Origin of the sequence: Phenylobacterium sp., assembly GCF_016124325.1 — a bacterium.
In the GTDB taxonomy this organism is placed as follows: Bacteria; Pseudomonadota; Alphaproteobacteria; order Caulobacterales; family Caulobacteraceae; genus Phenylobacterium.
Map to the genome: position 1 here is coordinate 13,673 of NZ_WGNY01000018.1, position 19,012 is coordinate 32,684.

Genomic DNA, 19,012 nt, shown 5'->3' on the forward strand with positions numbered 1-19,012 from the left:
GCGTTCGGGGATCTGTCCCGGCAGTGTGCAAGTTCAAGTGAACTTGAGGTCAAGCCATGGCCGATCTCGATATCGCCGAGGTGGCGCGACGCTCGGGCGCGCCGGCCTCCACGCTGCGCTTCTACGAAGAGAAGGGCCTGATCGCCTCGATCGGCCGCCGGGGCCTGCGCCGCCTGTTCGATCCGTCGGTGCTGGAGCGGTTGGCCCTCGTGGCGCTCGGCCGCGCGGCGGGATTCAGCCTGGACGAGATCGGCGAGATGTTCGCGCCGGACGGCCGCCCGCGGCTTGAGCGCGATCGACTTCTGGCCAAGGCCGACGAGTTGGACGGCCTGATCCAGCGCCTCGGCGCGATGCGCGACGGCCTGCGCCACGCCGCGGCCTGCCCCGCCCCCAGCCCGATGGAATGCCCGACCTTCCGACGGATCGTGCGGTTGGCCGGCGCCGGCAAGCTCGGCCCACCGCAACGCCGGGCCTTCGTGGCGGAACCGATCTAGTTGAGTTCGGTCTTCTTGGCCGGCTCGGGCGGCAGGGGCGCGACGGGCACGCCGTCCTCGACCAGCTCGCGCACCTCCTTGGGCGTCGCCTGGCCATAGATGCCGCGATCCTCGGCCTTGCCCTCGTGGATGGCGCGCGCCTCGCGGGCGAACGCATCGCCCACGTCGTCGAAGTTCTCCTGCACATGGCGACGGATGCGGCCGGCCGCCTCCATCATCATGGCCTGGGTCTGGGCGGGCGGCGCCTCGCGGGCGGTGCGCTTCGTGCCCGCCACGGCCGGCGCCATGATCTGCTTGCGCACGCCCTTCGAGCCGCACATCGGGCATTCGAGCAGGCCGCGGGCCTGCTGGTCGTCGTAGTCGCCCGACGAGCCGAACCAGCCCTCGAACTCGTGCTCGTGATCGCAGGAAAGCGCGTAGCGGATCATGGGGAAGCGATCAGGGCCCTGTGAACGTCCGCGCATTGGCCAGCGCGGGGATGGCGCGGCGGGCCTTGGCGACCGCCGCGGGATCGAGGTCGGCCAGAAGCACGCCGGGTTCGTCATGGTCAAGCTTTGCAACGACTTGTCCCCAGGGCTCCACCACCAGCGAGCGGCCCCAGGTGCCGCGCCGATCCTCGTGGAAGCCGCCCTGGGCCGGGGCCAGCACGTAGGAGCCGGTCTCGATGGCGCGGGCGCGCATCAGCACCTCCCAATGCGCCTCGCCCGTGGGCCGGGTGAACGCCGCCGGGATCGTCATGGCTCCCGCGCCCGCCAGCGCCAGCGCCCGGTAGAGCGCCGGGAAACGCAGGTCGTAACAGATGGTGAGCCCCAGCTTCAGCCCGTCGACGTCGGCCGTCACCGCCCGCTCGCCGGGCTCGTAGGTGGCCGACTCCCGCGCGGTCTCGCCGGTGGGTAGGTCGACGTCGAACATGTGCAGCTTGTCATAGGTCGCCGCGATCGTCCCGTCGGGACGGATGAGCACCTGGCGGTTGGCGGCCTTTCCGTCGTCGCGCTTCACCAGCGCCGAGCCCACGTCGATCCAGACGCCGAGATCCTTCGCGGTCTCGCGCAGGCCGTTCACGACCGGATCGTCGGCCAGCAGGGTCAGCTGCGGCAGCAGCGCCTCGCGGTCCTTCTGCAGGATGTTGGTCCCTTCGGGCGTCACGATCAGCCGCGCCCCACCGGCCGCAGCCTCGCGCACCAGGGGCAGGACATGGGCCAGCGCCGCGGCGTGGCTGGCGGGCGTGCGCGTCTGGACGAGGCCGACCTTCATGGCTCCGCGCTATACATCGGCCAGCCGGAATTGCGTGCGAACTCTACCTATCAGTGCTAGGGAAGCGTGTCGGATGGGGGACGACCGATGCGCACTCTCGCAAGGATCGGCCTGGTGCTGCTCGTCGTGGCCCTGGCGGCGACAGCCGCAGCCGCGGCCGGCTTCCTGGCCTGGCGGGGAAAGCTTGAGCGCAACCTCGCCCGCAACAGTCGCATCGTCGCCACGGCGCGCGGCCCTATCGAGATGGCCGAGCACGGCGAGGGCCGACCGATCCTGGTGTCGCACGGCACGCCGGGCGGCTACGACGCCACCCTCAACTATCTCGAGGCGACCGGCGGCGGCGCGGGCCTTCGCTACATCCTGCCATCGCGACCTGGGTACCTGAAAACGCCCCTCAGCGTTGGGCGCACGCCGGCCGAGCAGGCCGAGGCCTTCGCCGCGCTTCTCGATCGGCTCGGCGTCGAGCGTGTCGCCATTCTCGCGGTCTCGGGCGGAGGACCGGCCGCGCTCGAATTCGCGCTGGCCCATCCGGATCGCTGTTCGGCGCTGATCCTCGAGGAGGCGGTGACGGTCGGCCAGCCGGCGACGTCGTCCCTGCCCGGCGACCTCATCGTCTGGCTGGAGCGGCCGTTGGCGGCGGCTGGCTGGCGTCAACAATCCCCGGACGACCCCGCGGTCCCCGCCCTCTCGGGCGCCGTCATGGACGCGCTCGCGCCACAGGCGCTGCGCGCGGCGGGAACCGCCAACGACCTCGATCAGCTTTCCAGGCTCCGCGCGCTCCCGCTGGACCGGGTGTCCTGCCCGACCCTGATCATCCACGGAACCGCCGACCAGGCCGTCCCGCTCGCTTCGGCGCGTCAGGCGCACGCCATGATCGCGGGCTCCCGGCTCGTCGAACTGCAGGGCGCAGATCACATGATGGTCGTCACACGGCGACGCGAAATCGACGCCGCGATCAACGAGTTCCTATCGCAGCATCCCGGCTGATGGGCGGAGGACCTCAGGCCGCCAACAGCGGGTCGAGCTTGCCCTCGCGCTCCAGCGCCATCATGTCGTCGCAGCCGCCGATGTGCTGCTCGCCGATGAAGATCTGCGGGAAGGTGGCGCGACCCGAGCGCTGGATCATCTCCTGGCGCTTCTCCGGATCGAAGGCCGCCTCGATCTCGGTGAATTTGACGCCCTTCTGCTCCAGCAGACTCAGCGCGCGGATGCAGTATGGGCAGTAGGGCTTGGTGTAGATGGTGACCTGGCTCATGGTCCCTCTAGCTTAGGCGAACGTCGTCGATCCTTCATATGGGCAAATCGGCCGCCGCATGCACCCGTGCGATGACGGCCAAATCGACGCGGGCCGCGCCGGCGGCTTTCAAGGCCCGCGCACAGCCCTCCGCCGTGGCGCCTGTGGTCAGAACGTCGTCGATCAGCAGGATGCGCAGGCCGTCCACCAGCTTGCGCTTGCGCTCGGGCGTTTCGAACGCGCCCGCCACGTTGCGCCGCCGCCCCGATCCCGAACGACCGGCCTGAGTGGCCGTGGCGCGGCGGCGGACCAGGACGTCGGGCAGATAGGGCGTCCCGGTCATGGCGGCCAGAGGGCGGGCCACCTCGGCGGCCTGGTTGTAGCGCCGCGACAGCAGCCGCAGCGGATGCAACGGCACGGGAACGATGGCGTCGGCCTCGTCGATCAGTTCGCGCGCCGTCCGGCTGAGCCAGCGGGCGAACATGGGGGCCAGGTCCAGCCGGTCGGCGTGCTTCAGCTTGAGGATCGGGTCGCGCGAGGTCTCGTCGTAGAGGCACGCCGCCCGCGCGGCGTCGAAGGCGCGCGGCTTGGCCAGGCAGGCCGCGCATCGCACGCCGGAATCGAACTCGAACGGCGCGCCGCACCCGTCGCAGACCGGGCCGTCGAGGAAGCGGATGCGGCTCCAGGCGTCGGCCGCGATCCCGCCCGCCAGCGGTCGCGGCCCGCCGTTCAGCGCCTGCGGCGGAAACAGCATGTCGAGCGCGCCGCGCCAGGCCGCGCGGGCTCGCGGTTTCCAAGCGGCGACGAAATCGCCATCTTCCGCGCCCATGCCGGCCACGCCTCCTCCTGCGCCTCCGAAGTTGTTCGACCGCGGCCTTCACCGCAAGCGCCTCGACCGCGCCGCGCGCGACTATCCGGCCGCCGACTTCCTCCATCGCCGCGCCGTCGAGGACGTGGCCGAACGGCTGGCGCCGATCCGCCGGACCTTCCCGCTGGCCGCCTGCCTCTCCGCGCGCGCCGGCGCCTTCGCCGAGGCCCTGGCCGCGGAGGCGCCCGGGCAGGTGGGGAAGCTGATCGAGGCCGACCTCTCGCACCGCATGCTGGGCGGCCGCGGCGGTCCGCGCCTCGTGGCCGACGAAGAGCGCCTGCCCTTCGCCGAGGCCAGCCTCGACCTGATCGTCTCGATCCTGGGCCTGCACTGGACCAACGACGTCGTGGGGGCGCTGATCCAGGCGCGCCGTGCGCTGAAGCCCGACGGCCTCTTCATCGGCGCCTTCCTGGGCGGCGTCACCCTGACCGAGTTGCGCCAGTCGCTCGTCGCGGCCGAGAGCGAGATCCTGGGCGGGGCGGGCAGCCGCGTCTCGCCCTTCGCCGATGCGGCCGACGCCGCGGGCCTTCTGCAGCGGGCCGGCTTCGTCCAGCCGGTGGCCGACATCGACACGGTGAGCGTCACCTACGCGCACCCCCTGAAGCTGCTCGCCGACCTGCGCCGGATGGGCGAGACCAGCGTGCTGGCCGAGCGGCATCCGAAGCCCCTCACCCGCGCCCTTCTCGCGCGCACCTTCGAACTCTACGCCGAGCGCTTCGGCGGCGCCGACGGGCGTATCCCGGCCACCTTCGAGATCGTGACCCTCACGGGCTGGGCCCCGGCGGGCGGATCGCAAGCTCCGCCATAAGCTTTTGTTTATCAAACCTCTGGGACAGTCGGCCCTACGCCTACGCGGGTCGGGGGACCGTCAGCCTGGGGGAACGCACGTGCGCCCGAACCTGTCCCGCATCCTCGGCGTCGTCGCCGGGGCGATCGCCATGTCGAGCTGCGCGACGCCGCCCGGACCTCCGGCGCCCTCGGCGCGGGGCGGACCGCCCGCGGCGCGCGGGTACATCGACGTCGGCCTCGCCGCCCAGGCCGCCCCGTTCGAAGCCTATACAAGGCGCGCCGCGGCCATCGATCCCAGCTTCTCCGGCCCCGCCGAGATCGCCGCCGACCTGACCACCGCGGCGGGCTACGAGCCGCGCCAGCTCGAGGCTTCGATGATCGCCTACGGGGCCCTGGCCGCCCTCCAGGAGCCAGGCTTCGTGGAGGCGGTGCGCCACGCCGACCGGCGCGACCTCGCCCGCCGGCTCGCCGCCGATCCCGACGCCGCCCTGTCGCTGCCCAGCGCCTCGGCGGCGGCCGGCCGCGCGAACGCCGCCCTCACCCGGCGCGGCGAGGCCCTGGCCGGGGCGGGTCAGCGCGTGAGGAAGGCCGCCTACGCCGTGCAACGCCAGGCCTGGTCCAAGGCGAAGATCCCCAACGCCGCCGCGCGCCTGGCCGCCGTGAAGCGCGCCGCGGCCTATCGCGCCGAACCCGCCGACCGCGCAGAGGTCGCCGCCGCCGTCACCGAGGCGGGCCGCCGAAGCGGAAACAGCCCGGTCGTGGCCCGCAGCCTCGCCGTCGCCGCCCTCACCGTGGCCGGCCAGGACTCGGCGGCGCGCTCGCTGATGAGCGAGCCGCGAAGCGCCCAGTGCCTGCGCTGGGCCAAACTCAACTACCACCAGTGCCTGGCGGCGGCCGGAACCCACTACGAGGACATCTACTGCCTGGGCCTGCACGCCATGGCCGACCCGGGCCAATGCGTGGTCGAGGCGACCCGCGCGACCCGCTCCGTGCGCCGCGCCAGCCTCGACTGAGGCCGCCCCGGCGCGATAGGGTCGCCGCCCCTGGCCCAGGAGCGCCCGCATGACCAAGCCGCTGAAGATCGACTTCGTCTCCGACGTCGTCTGCCCCTGGTGCGTGATCGGACTGGGCGGGCTGCAGCAGGCGCTGGACCGCATGGCCGGCGAGGTCGAGGCCGAGCTCCACTTCCAGCCCTTCGAACTCAACCCGAACATGCCGCCCGAGGGCCAGGACCTGTTCGAGCACGTGAACCAGAAGTACGGCGCCACCCGCGAGCAGTCGGCGGCGAACCGGCGCGCCATCCGCGAGCGCGCCGCCCAGGTGGGCTTCGAGATGGCCGACCGGCCGAACGGGCGCATCTACAACACCTTCGACGCCCACCGCCTGCTGCACTGGGCGGGGATCGTGGGCGGCCAGGCCGCGCTGAAGCGCGCGCTGTTCGAGGCCTATTTCACCCGCGGCGAGAACCCGGGCGACCCGGAGGTGCTGGTCGCGGCGGCGTTGAAGGCCGGCCTGGACGGCGAGGCCGCGCGCGAGGTGATCGCCTCCGGCCGCTACGCCGACGACGTGCGCGCCGCCGAGCGGACCTGGTACGAGGAGGGCGTCTCCGCCGTCCCGACCATCATCATCAACGACCGCTACATGATCTCCGGCGGACAGCCCGCCGAGATCTTCGAAAAGGCGCTCCGCCGCATCGCCGCCGAGGCGGCGTAGGGCGCATCCGGTTCTCCACCGTCCGTCATCCCAGGCCTTGTGCCTGGGATCCCTCCGTCGGTTGCCGTGAGCCGGCCGAGACGTTCTCGGGCGACCGATGAACGCCCTGCTGGCGGATAGAGGGATCCTCGCCACAGGGGCGAGGATGACGGGTTTGGGGCCCCGCCAGCTATTCCCCCATCAGGTGCAGCGCCACCTCGCGCCGGTGGGCCTGTCGGCGATGCTCGAACAGGTAGACCCCCTGCCAGGTCCCCAGCGCCAGACGCCCGTCGATCAGGGGGATCGAAAGCTGCACGCCGGTCAGCGCCGCGCGCAGGTGGGCGGGCATGTCGTCCGGTCCCTCGTCCTGATGGCGGTAGCCCGCGCCTTCCGGCGCGATCCTCGCCACCCAATCCTCCAGGTCGCGGCGGACATCGGGATCGGCGTTCTCCTGGATCAGCAGCGAGGCCGAGGTGTGGCGGCAGAAGGCGGTCAGCAGCCCCGTCGTCATCCCCTGTTCGCGGACCCAGCCTGCGACCTCGGCCGTGATCTCGTGCAGGCCGGCGCCCGGCGTCCGCACCCTCAGGATACCGGCGGCCTGGCGCATCATCCCAAGCGGGCTGCGATCGAGCACACGACCCCGCCGGGATCGAAATCCAGCCGCACCTCGCCGCCGAGTTCCTCGGCCAGGCCCTTGGTCAGCAGCCGGGCGCCGAACCCGCGCTGGACCGGTTCGGATACGGCGGGGCCGCCGGTCTCGCGCCAGCGCAGTTCAAGCACCTTGTCCTTCAGCGTCCAGCCGATGTCGACACGCCCTTCCGACGCCGAGAGCGCGCCGTACTTCACCGCGTTGGTGGCCAGTTCGTGCATCGCCAGCGCCAGCGCCACGGCGGCCTTGGGGTCGAGGTTGACCGTGGGGCCCTTCGCGGCCACCCGCCCGCCGCCAGGGTCGTGCGGCGCCATGGCCCGGGCCACGATCCGGGCGATCGAGCCGCTTTCCCAGTTGGCGTCGGTGAGCACGTCATGCGCCGCGGCCAGCGCCATGAGGCGGCCCTCGAAGGTCGCCTGCGCGGCCGGATCGAACGCACCGGCCCGCAACGACTGCCAGGCGATCGCCTGGACGATGGCGAGCGTGTTCTTCACGCGGTGGTTCAGCTCGTTGATCAGAAGGCGCTGGTGCTCCTCGGCGGCCTTGCGGTCGGTGACGTCGACGTTGATGCCGACGATGCGGACCAGTTCGCCGTTCGCGTCGAACATCAGCCGCGCCGAGGCGTCGACCCAGCGGATGGCCCCGTCCTCGCGGATGATCCGGAACTCGCAGTCGACCAGGTCGCGCCCGGCGGCCAGGGCCGCGTCGGTCGCAGCGTGCAGCCTGGCGAGGTCCTCCGCGATCACGCGGCGTTCAAAGTCTTCCTTGCGGCCGCCGAATCCGTCGGGCGGCAGGCCGAATATGGCCTCCAGCTCGGCCGACCACTTCGTCCGCCCGGTTACGACGTCGCTGTCGAAGATGCCGAGCGCATGGGCGCCCACGGCCAGGTCGAGGCGGTCGCGGCTCTCGCGCAGTTCGGCCTCGGCGAGCATGCGCTCGGTGACATCGACCACGCAGACGGTGATGCCCTCGTCGCCCAGCGGCGCCACCCGGCACTCGTGGAAGTGTCCCGGCTGGAACCGCGACGGGCGGATCATGCTCCCGGCGAAGCCCTCGTCCATCGCGCGCCGCAGGAGCGCCGGAGTCGGCGATTTCTCGAAGTCGGGAAAGATGTCCCAGATCGACATCCCCAGCACCTCGGCCAGCGGGCGCCGGAAGTACGGCTCCGACATCTCGTTCGCCAGCGCGACGCGCCACTCGCGATCCAGGACATAGAAGATATCGCCGATCCCGCTCACCATTGCGGAGAGACGCAGATCGTCCTCGAGACGAGGGGTTGCCTTCTTCCGTGTCATTCCGAGTCGTCGATCGTCGTCGCCATCAAGGCACACGCGGAGCGGGGTGTCACGACGCCCGACGCGCTCTGAGTGTGCGTCAAATCAGGTCGCGAAGCCAGGCCACGAGCGGCGGGTCGGCCGGCGGCATGGGGTAGGCGTCCATGTCCCTGGGCCTCACCCAGGCCAGGGCCTTGTGTTCGCGCGCCACGACCCTGCCCTCCCAGCGCCGGATCAGGTAGAGCGGCATCAGCAGGTGGAAGCCCTCGTACTCGTGGCTGGCGAAGACGAAGGGCGCCAGGCACGCCTTGGTCACCGTGATCCCCAGTTCCTCCTCCAGCTCCCGGATCAGGCAGGCTTCCGGCGTCTCGCCCGGCTCGACCTTGCCGCCGGGGAACTCCCAGAGACCCGCGAGCTGCTTGCCCTCGGGCCGCTGGCAGAGCAGCACCCGGCCGTCCACGTCCACCAGGGCCGCCGCGGCGACCAGGACCATCGGTTTCGTCATGCGGCTCCATCCCCCGGCCGACGCCGGAACGCAAGCCGCCGCGCGGTCACGGCGATCGCCGACTGGCGCCAGGACAGCAGAACAGTTCTGCGAATTCGGGCCATGCGGCCGGGCGCTCGAGCGCCTAACTAGGGAGCGCCCAAGGAGAGACCCCGATGAAGAGCGGCGCAAACCCCATGACGATCGGCCTGGCGCTGATGAGCGCCGGCTTCGCCATCCTGATGGCCATCCCCACCCTCGGCCCAGTGATCGTCAGGGCGCTCTAGCCCCTAGGGCGCCGGGACGTAGGGCGCGCGCCGGGCCGAGCTCGCGTTCGCCGGGTCGGGCTCGCCCCAGCCGTAGGCGGCGGCCACAGCCCGAAGAATATCGTCCGCCACCACCCCACCGCCGTCGCCGTTCGTCATCACGACCAGGCCCTGCCGCGTCCCGTCGAGGAACGCGAAGGCGTTGCACCGGAAGCCCGCATTGCTGCCGCCGTGCTGGATGTACGGATGGCCGCCGCGCCTGCCCAGAGCCAAGCCCAGGCCATAGCCCGCCGAGGCGTCCACCGGCGTCGTCATCGCCCGTATGCTCTCCGGGCTCAGGATCGCGCCCCGACGGCCGGCGAAGGCGTTCTGCAGGGCGATCAGGAAGCGGCCATAGTCCGACGGCGTCGTCCAGAGGCCTGCCGCGGCGTATTCGGGATAGGTGTTGCGCCCGCCCGCGATCGCAACGCCCCGCGGGCCATGACCGCTCGCGGCCTCCGCCAGCCGCGCCCCGGACAGGGGCTGGGCGAAGGTCGACGCCCGCATGCCCGCCGGTCGCAGGACCAGCGTCTCGAGCAGATCGGGATAGGGCGCGCCGCCGGCCTCGACGATCATCAGCTGGGCGACGGTGTAGCCGCCGCCCGAATAGGCATAGGCGCCAGGGGGCTCCCACGACACCACGGGCGGCGTGTTGGCTGGCGGCTCCCCGTTCAGGATCTGCGGCGTGGTCGGGACCGGCTTGCCGGCCGGATAGCCGGGAAAGCCGCTGACGGTGAGCCCGGCGGTGTGGCTCAACAGCTCGCGCAGCGTCACCTTCCGCTCGGCCGTGAGCGGGCTGTCGGGGACCTTCCAGGCCTTGAGCCGCCGGTTCACGTCCTCGTCCAGGGCGAGCTTGCCCTGATCGACCAGCCGCAACGCCGCCGTCGCGGCCAGGGCCTTGCTCATCGAGGCGGCCTGGAACAGCGTGGCGGGCGTCGCGGGTGGGCCGTCCGCCGTGGCCACGCCATAGGCGCGAACCCACTTTACCTTCCCGTCCTCGATGAAGGCGACGCTGACGCCCGGGACGTGAAGGGTCGCCATGCGCTGGGCCAGCGTGGCGGGCGACGGGCCGGTCGACGGCGCCAAGGCGCCTTCCAGCGCCGCGATCGCCGCCTCGTCGCGCGGGGAGAGCGCGGCCCGCGCCGCGCCGGCCGTCAACGTCAGGGCCATGGCGACGATCGACAACAGGAGCCGCATCCCGCCCTCCGAATTCCGTGATGGCTCGATCTTCGCCCCCTGCGGCCGCAATGCAACTGTCGCGGCAATTCCGCGCGTGCGGATTGACTTTAGCCGCCTGCCGGCCGATTTGCAGGGCGCGCCTGTTCCGGGCGCTAGCGACGCTCCAGCCGCGTGGGATTCGAGGAAGACCTCAAATCCAGCCTGTCGAGCGCAGTGAGAACCATCTCATAGATCGCCCATCACGCGGGGCGCTCCCCAAAGACCCGCGCTTCCCGCGCCCCCGGATCGTTCCGAAGTGGGCGCGCACGGCGCATACGCGAAAGACTACCGTTTGACCCAATTTTCCGACCTTGGCCTGGCCAAGCCCCTGCTCAAGGCGCTGGCCGACGAAGGCTACGTCAACCCCACCCCCATCCAGGCCCAGGCCATTCCGGGCGTGATGGGCGGCAAGGACCTGCTGGGCATCGCCCAGACCGGCACCGGCAAGACCGCCGCCTTCGCCCTGCCGATCCTGCACCGCCTGGCCGAGAATCGTAAGCCGGCTCCGCGCCGCAGCGCCCGCGTGCTCGTCCTCGCCCCGACCCGCGAACTCGCCACCCAGATCGGCGAGAGCTTCAAGACCTATGGCAAGCACATGGGCGTCTCCGTCGCCGTCGTCTTCGGCGGCGTGAAGTACGGCGGCCAGATGCGCGCGCTGGCGCCCGGCGTCGACGTCCTCGTCGCCACGCCCGGCCGCTTGCTCGATCACCTGGGCGAGAAGACCATCACCCTCGACGGCGTCGAGATCCTGGTCCTCGACGAGGCCGACCAGATGCTCGACATGGGCTTCATCGTTCCGATCCGGAAGATCGTGAAGTTCCTGCCGAAGACGCCGCGCCAGAACCTCTTCTTCTCGGCCACCATGCCGGCCGAGATCGAGAAGCTTTCCGGCGAGATCCTCAACCCTAACCCGCTGAAGGTCAGCGTCACGCCGCAGGCGACCACGGTGGAGCGCATCAACCAGCGCGTCCTGTTCGTGGAACAGCAGCGCAAGCGCGCCCTGCTGGCCGAGCTGTTCGACGACGCCGGCTTCAAGCGCGTGATCGTCTTCACCCGCACCAAGCGCGGCGCCGACCGCGTGGCGCGCGGGCTGGAGCAGGTGGGCGTCGAGGCCGTCTCGATCCATGGCGACAAGAGCCAGGGCCAACGCGAGCGGGCGCTGGCGGCGTTCAAGGCCGGCGAGGTCCGCGCCCTGGTCGCCACCGATATCGCCGCGCGCGGCATCGACATCGACGCGGTGAGCCACGTCGTCCAGTTCGAGCTGCCGAACGTGCCGGAAGCCTATGTCCACCGGATCGGCCGCACCGCGCGCGCCGGGGCCGACGGCTCGGCCGTGGCCTTCTGCGCCGACGACGAGCGCTCGCTGCTGAAGGACATCGAGAAGGTCACCCGCCAGCGCATCCCCAGCTTCGACCGCCGCAACGACCGCCAGCTCGGCGCGGCGACGGCGGCGATGCCCGAGACGGCCGGCAAGCCCGAGCGGCCCGCCCGGCCGCAGGGCAAGGCCCAGCCGCACCGCGGCGGCCACGCGCCCAAGCGCAACCGCAACCACGCCGAAGCCAAGCCGGCCCACCGGCCGGACGGCCGTTCGGAAACCCGCCCGCAGCGCGACGACGCCAAGCCCGCCTTCAAGGGTCCCCGTCGGCGCCGGCGGGGCGGCGGCGGCGGCGGCGGCAAGCCGCGCGGCGAGGCTTCGGGCGGCGTCTGGTCCAACCGCTAGACGAGCGGGGCGGCGCGCGCCAAAAGGACCGCCGCCCTATCGTCATGCCGTCACTGATCCGCACCGTCTCCCACGAAGCCCTCCAGGCGATCCGCCGGGTCCCCGTCATCCACGGACCTGTGCACGCGCTCGCCAAGCTGATCGAGAAGACGCCGATCGGCGCGCGCTACATCCGTTCGGTGCTGGAGCCGGAGTCGCTGAGCACCGGCGACTACGGCGAGTGGATTCGGCGCTGGGACACCCTGACCCTCGACGACCGCAAGGCCATCGCCGCCCATGTCGGCCGCATGACCTACAGGCCGCTGATCTCGGTTGTGATGCCCGTCTACGGCGTCTCCCCGGCGCTGCTCTCGCAGGCCATCGAATCGGTGCGCCGCCAGCTCTATCCGCACTGGGAGCTCTGCATCGCCGACGACGCCTCGCCGGGCGACGCGGTCTGGAAACGCCTGGAGCGCGAGGCGCGCGACGATCCGCGCATCAAGATCGTCCGCCGGACGGTCAACGGCCATATCTGCGCGGCCACCAACTCGGCCCTGCAGTTGGCCACCGGCGAGTTCGTGGCCCTGATGGACCATGACGACATCCTGCCGGCGCGCGCGCTCTACGAGGTCGCGGCCCTGCTGCAGGATCATCCCGACGCCGACCTCATCTATTCCGACGAGGACAAGATCGACGCGAGCGGCCGTCGCTACGAGCCCTATTTCAAGACCGACTGGAATCCCGAGCTGATCCTGGCCCAGAACATGATCAGCCACCTGGGCGTCTATCGGCGCAGCCTGATCGAGGCGGTCGGCGGCCTGCGCGAGGGCTTCGAGGGCAGCCAGGACTACGACCTCGCCCTGAGGGTGAGCGAACTGACCACTCGCGAGCGCATCCACCACATCCCGTGGGTGCTCTATCACTGGCGCCAGGAGGGCGGCCCCCAGACCTTCTCCCAGGGCTTCATGGACCGCTGCGCCGAGGCCGCGCGGCGCGCGGTCGCCGAGCACCTGGAACGCACCGGCCAGCCCGGGGTCAGCGTCGACCGTCTGGCCGACACCCCCGGCTGGGTCGACGTCCGCCGAGCGCCGCCGGAGCCGCGCCCGCTGGTGTCGATCATCGTGCCCACCCGCGACCGCGCCGAACTGCTGGCCCAGTGCGCCGACGGCGTGCTGAACCACACGGCCTACTCGCCGCTGGAGCTGCTGATCGTCGACAACGGCAGCGTCGAGCCCGAAACGAAGGCGCTCTTCGAGACCCTGTCAGCCGACCCGCGCGTGCGGGTGATCGCCGCGCCGGGCCCCTTCAACTATTCGGCCCTCAACAACCTCGCCGCCGCCCAGGCGAAGGGTGAGATCCTCCTGCTGCTCAACAACGACATCTCGATGATCGAGCCGGGCTGGCTCGACGAGTTGGTCGCCCACGCCGTGCGGCCCAGCGTCGGCGCCGTGGGCGCGCGGCTGCTGTTCCCGGACGGACGCCTGCAGCATGGCGGCGTGGCCGTTGGGCTGGGCGGCGTCGCCGGCCACGTGGGCTACCTGCATCCCGGCGACAACCACGGCTACTACAAGCATCTGGGCACGACGCGGAACGTCTCGGCCGTCACCGCCGCCTGCATGGCGCTGCGCAAGTCGGTGTTCGAGGAGGTCGGCGGCCTGGACGCGGAGCGCCTCAAGGTGGCCTTCAACGACGTCGACCTGTGCCTGAAGATCCGCAGGGCGGGCTACGACATCGTCTGGACGCCGCGCGCCGAACTCTATCACCACGAATCCGCCTCGCGGGGCGACGATCGCGATCCCGCCGACCGGGCCCGCTTCGACGCCGAGGTCGAGGTGATGCGCGAGCGCTGGGGCGAGGCGCTGGAGACCGACCCCTTCTACGGGCCGCTGTTCGACCGTCGGCACAGCGACTTCCGGCTCGCGAGCCCCCCGGCGCGCAAGCCGCCGTGGATCAGCTCCGATAGTCGCCGTTGATCTCGACGTACCGCTTGGTCAGGTCGCAGGTCCAGACGCTCGAGCTGGCACGGCCGACGCCCACGTCGACGCTGACCTCCAGCTCCTTGCCCTTCATGTAGGCGCTCATCTTGGCCTCGTCGTAGGTCTTGGCGATCAGGCCGTCGTGCGCGGCCCAGTGCGGGCCGAACTTCACGCTCATCTTGTCGCGGTCCACCGGCTCGTCGGCCTTGCCCACGGCCATGACGATGCGGCCCCAGTTGGCGTCCTCGCCGGCGAAGGCCGTCTTCACCAGCGGGCTTTCGGCGACCGAGCGGGCGATCTTGCGCGCCGACGCGGCCGTCTCCGCGCCCGTCACGGTGATCTTGATGAACTTGGTCGCGCCCTCCCCGTCCCGCACCAGCTGGTGGGCGAGATCCAGCAGCACCTGCTCCAGCTTGTCACGGAAGTCGGCCAGGCGATGTTCGCCGGCCCGGCTCACCTTCGGCGCGCCCGACTGGCCGGTGGCGAACAGCAGGAGCGTGTCGTTGGTCGAGCGGTCGCCATCCACCGTGACCGCGTTGAAGGTGTTTCGCGTGTAGAGGCTGACAAGGGCCTGCAGCGCGCGCGGCGAGATGGCCGCATCGGTGACGACGAAGGCGAGCATGGTCGCCATGTCGGGCGCGATCATCCCCGAGCCCTTGCAGATGCCCGCGATCCGCACCGTCACCCCGTCGATCTTCGCCTCGGCGTAGGCGCCCTTCGGGAAGGTGTCGGTGGTCATGATGGCCCGCGCCGCCTGGGCCCAGCCGTCGTCGGTCAGCCGGTTCGCCAGATCGGGCAGGCGCGCGGCGATCTTGGCGTCGTCCAGCAGCACGCCGATCACCCCGGTCGAGGCCGCCATCACGTCGCGCTGGCGGCAATCGAAGCGCTTGGAGACCGCCGAGGCCACGCGTCGCGCGGCGTCGGCGCCCGGCCGTCCGGTGAACGAGTTGGCGCAGCCGGCGTTGACGACCAGCGCCTTCACGCCTTCGCCCTTGGTGGCCTCCAGGTGGCGCTTGCACCAGTCGACCGGCGCCGAGCCCACGCCATGGCGCGTGAAGACGCCGGCGCAGCTCGCGCCCTCCGGGAAACTCATCACCAGCAAGTCGTCGCGCTCGTGCTTGTAGAAACCGGCGCGGCCCGTCGCCATCACCACGCCGGCGATCGGCGGGATGTTCGGGAACGACACGGCCAACGGCGAGACCGGCATGGCGGCCTTGACCGTCGCAGCGGCGGGCTTCGCCGTGCGGTCGTCGAACGCCCTCGACGTCTTCTCGGCGCGCTTCAAGGCGGCGCGCTTGAGGGCGCTCGCCAGCGGGTCGAGCGCCCGCTCGATCGTCTGGCCCACGACTTCCACGGGCTTGGCGGCGGCCTTCGCGGGGGCGGCCTTCGCGCCAGCGGCCTTGGTCGGAGCGGATTTGGGCTTGCGGCTCATTTCGCGGCTCCCTTCGTCGCGGGCTTGGCGTCTTCGGCGGGTGGGGTTTTCGGAGCGTCGGCGGGCGGTGTTTCCTTGGGCCCGCCGGGCGGCTTCTGGATCAAGGTTTCGACCTTGGCCCTGGCGCGCAGTTTCTCCAAGAGATCGCGGATGCGGTCGTAGGTGAGGAACCGCACGATCTGCGGGCGCGCGGCGTCCAGCGAGATCGGCTGCTCCTCGCGGACGTCGTCCACCCGGATGATCGCATAGCCGCTCTCCACCGCCGTCGGCCCCACCAGCTGCCCCGACTTGGCGTCCTTCAACGCGCCTTCGTAGGCTTCGGGCATGATGTCCAGCGTGAAGTAGCCCAGGTCGCCGCCGTTGAAGCGCGTGGCCGCATCGCGCGATCGCTCCATGGCCAGCGCCTCGAACGACGCCCCGCTCTGCAGCAGCTTCTTCACCGCCTCGGCCTCGGCCGGCGTGGCCACCACGATCTGGCGGGCGTGGTACTCCAGCGAGCGCCTGGCCAGCTTCTGCTGTTCGTCATAGAGCCCGCGGATATTGTTCTCGTTCACCGCATCGGCGACGGTGGCGTCGATCACGAGGTCGCCCAGCACCCGCTCGCGCGCCGCCGCCAACTTGCGCTCGGCCGCGGGATTCTTGTCCAGCTTGCGGCGCACGGCTTCGGCGGCCAGCAGCTTCTGGTCGACCACCTCGTCCAGCACCTGCCGGAAGGTGTCGGAGCTGGTGTCGAGCGGCTCGCCCTGGCCGATCAGCCCCTGGGCGACGGCCTCGCGCTTCACGTCCGAAACCCACACCGTCTTGCCGTCGACCCGCGCGACAGCCTGATCTCCGCGCTCGGGCGGCGCGTCGCCACCACCGCCCCGATCGCAGCCGGCGAGGCCCACGGCGAGCGCCGCGGCGGCGATGACGGTCAGGGTGGCTTTCGCGGCCGCCATGCGGTCGTCCTTCACGGATGAGGAATGGCCCGGGCGGGCCGCCCGTCCCTAGCTATTTCCATTCGAGGATGCAAAGGTTGCCGCCGACCGTTGGGGGCCGGTTTGCGGCCCAAAACAAACCGGTTCTTCGGGAGGAGATTTCAATGCGCGAAGCCGTCGTCGTTTCCTACGCCCGCACAGGCCTGGCCAAGTCGGGCCGGGGCGGGTTCAACATGACGCCCACCGTTTCCATGGCCGCCCACGCCGTGAAGCACGCCGTCGCCAAGTCGGGCGTCGACCCGGCCGATATCGAGGACGTGGTCATGGGCAACGTGGCCCACGGCGGCGGCAACATCGCCCGCCAGGCCGGCCTGCTCGGCGGCCTCCCGATCACCACCTCGGGCGTCACGGTGAACCGCTTCTGCTCGTCGGGCCTGCAGACCATCGCCATGGCGGCCAACTACATCCGCAACGACGGCGCCAACGCCGTGGTGGCCGGCGGGGTGGAGTCGATCTCCATGCCCAACATGGGCGTCGGCAAGGACAACCACGACCCCGAGCTGCTGAAGATCGCGCCCGCCATCTTCATGGCCATGATCGACACCGCCGACATCGTGGCCGAGCGCTACGGCCTGAGCCGCGAGTACCAGGACGAGTACTCGCTGGAGAGCCAGCGCCGCATGGCCGCCGCTCAGCAGGGCAACAAGTTCGCCGACGAGATCGTCCCGATGAAGACCAAGATGAAGGTGGTCGACAAGGCGACGAAGGCGGAGTCGATCGTCGACTATGTGGTCGACCGCGACGAGTGCAACCGACCCGACACGACCGCGGAAGGGCTCGCCAAGCTCGAGCCGGTGAAGGGTCCGGGCAAGTTCATCACCGCCGGCAACGCCAGCCAGCTCTCCGATGGCGCCGCCGCCGTGGTGCTGATGGAAGCCAAGGAGGCCGAGCGCCGCGGGCTGGAGCCCCTGGGCGTGTTCAAGGGCTGGGCCGTCGCCGGCTGCGAGCCCGACGAGATGGGCATCGGCCCGGTGTTCGCCATCCCGCGGCTGCTGGAGCGCCACGGCCTGAAGGTCGACGACATCGACCTGTGGGAGCTGAACGAGGCCTTCGCCAGCCAGTGCCTCTACAGCCGCGACAAGCTGGGCATCGACCCGGCCAAGTACAACGTCAACGGCGGCTCCATCGCCATCGGCCACCCCTTCGGCATGACCGGCGCGCGCCTGTCCGGCCACGTGCTGCAGGAAGGCAAGCGCCGCGGCGCCAAGAACGTGGTCGTCTCCATGTGCATCGGCGGCGGCATGGGCGGGGCGGGCCTCTTCGAGGTCTTCTGATCTCGGAAAGGTCCGGCCGCGCCGCCCGTCACTCAGGGTGGCCGAAGTCGCTCCCGCGATTTCGGCGGCCGGCGCAGGACTTTTCGAGGTCTTCTAGTCCCAGCGCTTCAATTGAAGATGCGGAAGGGCGGCGCGGAAGCGCCGCCCTTCTTCTTATAAGGTCCTTATGCTTGCCGGGTTCGGCGACGCCCGCGATCAGGGGCGGGATCGTCGGGGCGCCGTCCGCGTCCCGGGACCTGAAGGGCCGTCCGCCGCATGCCGACCACCAAGCTCGCCGTCGCACTCGCCGCGACCCTGGCCGTCTCGCTCGGAGCCTGCGCGCACAAGCCGAAGGCCGTCGCCGTCGCCGCGCCGCCGCGGACCGAGACACCCGCCGAGCGCCCCGCGCCATCCGCTTCGGGGTTCGCCGCGCCGGCGACGCCCTTGCAGGCGGCCTTCGCCGCCGATGCGGGCGAGCGTGTCTATTTCGCCCTCGACAGCCACGCGCTCGACGACGCGGCCCGCTGGACCCTGGCCCAGCAGGCCGCCTGGCTCGCCCGTCACCCCGAAGTGCGCGCCCTGATCGCCGGGAACTGCGACGAGCGCGGGACCCGCGAATACAACCTGGCCCTCGGCGCGCGGCGCGCCCATGCCGCACGGGCCTATCTGGTCGCCCAGGGCGTGGAGGCCACGCGTCTGGAGACCATCTCCTACGGCAAGGAAAAGCCGCTGGATCCGGCCTCCACCGAGGAGGCCTGGACGCGGAACCGCAACGCGGGAACGGTGGTGATGGACCTCGCGGCCCGATGACGCCCGCGGAGTGCCGCCAGCGCCGGGCCGCGCTCGGCGCGTCGACCTACAGCCTGGCCGCCCGCGCCGGGCTGGCCGAACGTACCGTCGTCCGTTTCGAAGCCGGCCTCGCCGCCGCGCGGCCCATCACCCTGGTGGCGCTCCGGCGCGGGTTCCGGGTGCTGGAGACCGAAGTCTCGACCTGACACGGGCTGGTCCCTTGCGCGCGGCTCGCCAGGGCGCTGTCATAGGCCCCGCGAGGAGGCCGCCATGACCCGTGACGAGATGAAAGCCATCGCCCTGTCGTTCCCCGGCGCGGAAGAGGGCGTGAGCTACGGCCGCCCCTCGTTCAAGGTGAACGGCAAGTTCTTCACCCGCCTGCGGGCCGAGGACGACAGCGTGGTGCTGATGGACATTTCGTTCGACGAACGCGAAATGCTCATGGAGGCCGAGCCTCAGACCTTCCACCTCACGCCGCACTACAAGGACTATCCCTGCGTGCTGGCCCGCATCGCCGACCTGCATCCCGGCTCGTTCCGCAATTTCCTCGAACGCCGCTTCCGCAAGGTTGCGAAGAAGAGCGTAGTCAAGGCTTGGGAGGCCGAGCAGGCCGGCGGGTGACGCG

At 71.1% G+C, this 19,012-nt stretch carries 21 protein-coding genes; 11 read left to right on the plus strand and 10 right to left on the minus strand.

Annotated features, from left to right (window positions below):
• The first annotated feature begins 56 nt into the window (after positions 1-56).
• A complete protein-coding gene (locus tag GC203_RS10310) occupies positions 57-494 on the plus strand; it encodes a helix-turn-helix domain-containing protein (RefSeq protein ID WP_293453945.1) in 438 nt (145 codons plus the stop codon).
• Here GC203_RS10310 and GC203_RS10315 read toward each other — a convergent pair.
• Positions 491-922, minus strand: coding sequence for a DUF1178 family protein (locus GC203_RS10315; protein WP_293453947.1), 432 nt, complete (start codon positions 920-922; stop codon positions 491-493). The genes GC203_RS10310 and GC203_RS10315 overlap by 4 nt on opposite strands.
• Before the next feature lie 10 nt (positions 923-932).
• Positions 933-1,748, minus strand: coding sequence for a carbon-nitrogen hydrolase family protein (locus tag GC203_RS10320; protein WP_293453949.1), 816 nt, complete (start codon positions 1,746-1,748; stop codon positions 933-935).
• 87 nt (positions 1,749-1,835) lie between these two features.
• Between GC203_RS10320 and GC203_RS10325 the strand changes: the two genes are divergently transcribed.
• Positions 1,836-2,735, plus strand: coding sequence for an alpha/beta hydrolase (locus tag GC203_RS10325; protein WP_293453950.1), 900 nt, complete (start codon positions 1,836-1,838; stop codon positions 2,733-2,735).
• Between the two features lie 13 nt (positions 2,736-2,748).
• Here GC203_RS10325 and grxC read toward each other — a convergent pair whose 3' ends face one another.
• Both grxC and GC203_RS10335 read right to left on the minus strand, forming a co-directional pair.
• The gene (gene grxC / locus GC203_RS10330; protein WP_293453951.1) at positions 2,749-3,003 is read right to left on the minus strand and encodes a glutaredoxin 3; all 255 of its coding nucleotides are present in this window, start codon (positions 3,001-3,003) and stop codon (positions 2,749-2,751) included.
• Between the two features lie 34 nt (positions 3,004-3,037).
• Complete coding sequence (locus GC203_RS10335) at positions 3,038-3,811, minus strand: ComF family protein (RefSeq protein ID WP_293453953.1); 774 nt, start codon at positions 3,809-3,811, stop codon at positions 3,038-3,040.
• Between GC203_RS10335 and GC203_RS10340 the strand changes: the two genes are divergently transcribed.
• The 3 genes from GC203_RS10340 (at position 3,810) to GC203_RS10350 (ending at position 6,352) form a co-directional block, all read left to right on the plus strand.
• Positions 3,810-4,658: a methyltransferase domain-containing protein gene (locus tag GC203_RS10340; protein WP_293453955.1), complete on the plus strand. Its 849-nt coding sequence runs from the start codon at positions 3,810-3,812 to the stop codon at positions 4,656-4,658. The two genes, GC203_RS10335 and GC203_RS10340, sit on opposite strands and share 2 nt — an antisense overlap.
• A 79-nt stretch (positions 4,659-4,737) precedes the next feature.
• Positions 4,738-5,652, plus strand: a complete 915-nt coding sequence (locus GC203_RS10345) for a hypothetical protein (RefSeq protein ID WP_293453957.1) — start codon at positions 4,738-4,740, stop codon at positions 5,650-5,652.
• Positions 5,653-5,701: 49 nt separating this feature from the next.
• Positions 5,702-6,352, plus strand: coding sequence for a DsbA family oxidoreductase (locus GC203_RS10350; RefSeq protein ID WP_293453959.1), 651 nt, complete (start codon positions 5,702-5,704; stop codon positions 6,350-6,352).
• A gap of 169 nt (positions 6,353-6,521) precedes the next feature.
• Here GC203_RS10350 and GC203_RS10355 read toward each other — a convergent pair whose 3' ends face one another.
• The 4 genes from GC203_RS10355 to GC203_RS10370 form a co-directional block, all read right to left on the minus strand.
• The gene (locus tag GC203_RS10355) at positions 6,522-6,938 is read right to left on the minus strand and encodes a secondary thiamine-phosphate synthase enzyme YjbQ (protein WP_293453961.1); all 417 of its coding nucleotides are present in this window, start codon (positions 6,936-6,938) and stop codon (positions 6,522-6,524) included.
• Complete coding sequence (locus tag GC203_RS10360; protein ID WP_293453962.1) at positions 6,938-8,218, minus strand: HWE histidine kinase domain-containing protein; 1,281 nt, start codon at positions 8,216-8,218, stop codon at positions 6,938-6,940. The genes GC203_RS10355 and GC203_RS10360 overlap by 1 nt, the downstream gene beginning before the upstream one ends.
• A gap of 136 nt (positions 8,219-8,354) precedes the next feature.
• Positions 8,355-8,759: an 8-oxo-dGTP diphosphatase MutT gene (gene mutT / locus GC203_RS10365; protein ID WP_293453963.1), complete on the minus strand. Its 405-nt coding sequence runs from the start codon at positions 8,757-8,759 to the stop codon at positions 8,355-8,357.
• 269 nt (positions 8,760-9,028) lie between these two features.
• Complete coding sequence (locus tag GC203_RS10370; protein WP_293453964.1) at positions 9,029-10,240, minus strand: serine hydrolase domain-containing protein; 1,212 nt, start codon at positions 10,238-10,240, stop codon at positions 9,029-9,031.
• A 313-nt stretch (positions 10,241-10,553) separates the two neighbouring features.
• Between GC203_RS10370 and GC203_RS10375 the strand changes: the two genes are divergently transcribed.
• Together GC203_RS10375 and GC203_RS10380 are read left to right on the plus strand one after the other, a co-directional pair.
• Positions 10,554-11,981 carry a DEAD/DEAH box helicase gene (locus tag GC203_RS10375; protein WP_293453965.1) on the plus strand — a complete coding sequence of 476 codons (1,428 nt, stop codon included), beginning with the start codon at positions 10,554-10,556 and terminating at the stop codon, positions 11,979-11,981.
• A 44-nt stretch (positions 11,982-12,025) separates the two neighbouring features.
• Positions 12,026-13,933 (plus strand): glycosyltransferase family 2 protein, encoded by a 1,908-nt coding sequence (locus GC203_RS10380; protein WP_293453966.1) that lies wholly within the window; start codon positions 12,026-12,028, stop codon positions 13,931-13,933.
• Here the strand turns inward: GC203_RS10380 and argJ are convergent.
• Together argJ and GC203_RS10390 are read right to left on the minus strand one after the other, a co-directional pair.
• On the minus strand, positions 13,911-15,368 hold the full coding sequence (argJ, locus tag GC203_RS10385) for a bifunctional glutamate N-acetyltransferase/amino-acid acetyltransferase ArgJ (protein WP_293453967.1): 1,458 nt from the start codon (positions 15,366-15,368) through the stop codon (positions 13,911-13,913). The two genes, GC203_RS10380 and argJ, sit on opposite strands and share 23 nt — an antisense overlap.
• Positions 15,365-16,306 (minus strand): peptidylprolyl isomerase, encoded by a 942-nt coding sequence (locus GC203_RS10390; RefSeq protein ID WP_293453969.1) that lies wholly within the window; start codon positions 16,304-16,306, stop codon positions 15,365-15,367. The genes argJ and GC203_RS10390 overlap by 4 nt, the downstream gene beginning before the upstream one ends.
• Positions 16,307-16,449: 143 nt before the next feature.
• Here GC203_RS10390 and GC203_RS10395 point away from each other — a divergent pair, with 143 nt between their 5' ends.
• From GC203_RS10395 to GC203_RS10410, 4 genes are all read left to right on the plus strand, one after another.
• Entirely contained in the window at positions 16,450-17,619 is a 1,170-nt protein-coding gene (locus tag GC203_RS10395) for an acetyl-CoA C-acyltransferase (protein WP_293453971.1), read from the plus strand.
• 255 nt (positions 17,620-17,874) lie between these two features.
• Positions 17,875-18,408: a peptidoglycan-associated lipoprotein Pal gene (pal, locus tag GC203_RS10400; protein ID WP_293453973.1), complete on the plus strand. Its 534-nt coding sequence runs from the start codon at positions 17,875-17,877 to the stop codon at positions 18,406-18,408.
• Positions 18,405-18,593: a hypothetical protein gene (locus tag GC203_RS10405; RefSeq protein ID WP_293453975.1), complete on the plus strand. Its 189-nt coding sequence runs from the start codon at positions 18,405-18,407 to the stop codon at positions 18,591-18,593. The genes pal and GC203_RS10405 overlap by 4 nt, the downstream gene beginning before the upstream one ends.
• A gap of 64 nt (positions 18,594-18,657) precedes the next feature.
• Positions 18,658-19,008: an MmcQ/YjbR family DNA-binding protein gene (locus GC203_RS10410; protein ID WP_293453976.1), complete on the plus strand. Its 351-nt coding sequence runs from the start codon at positions 18,658-18,660 to the stop codon at positions 19,006-19,008.
• The last annotated feature ends 4 nt before the right edge of the window (positions 19,009-19,012 follow it).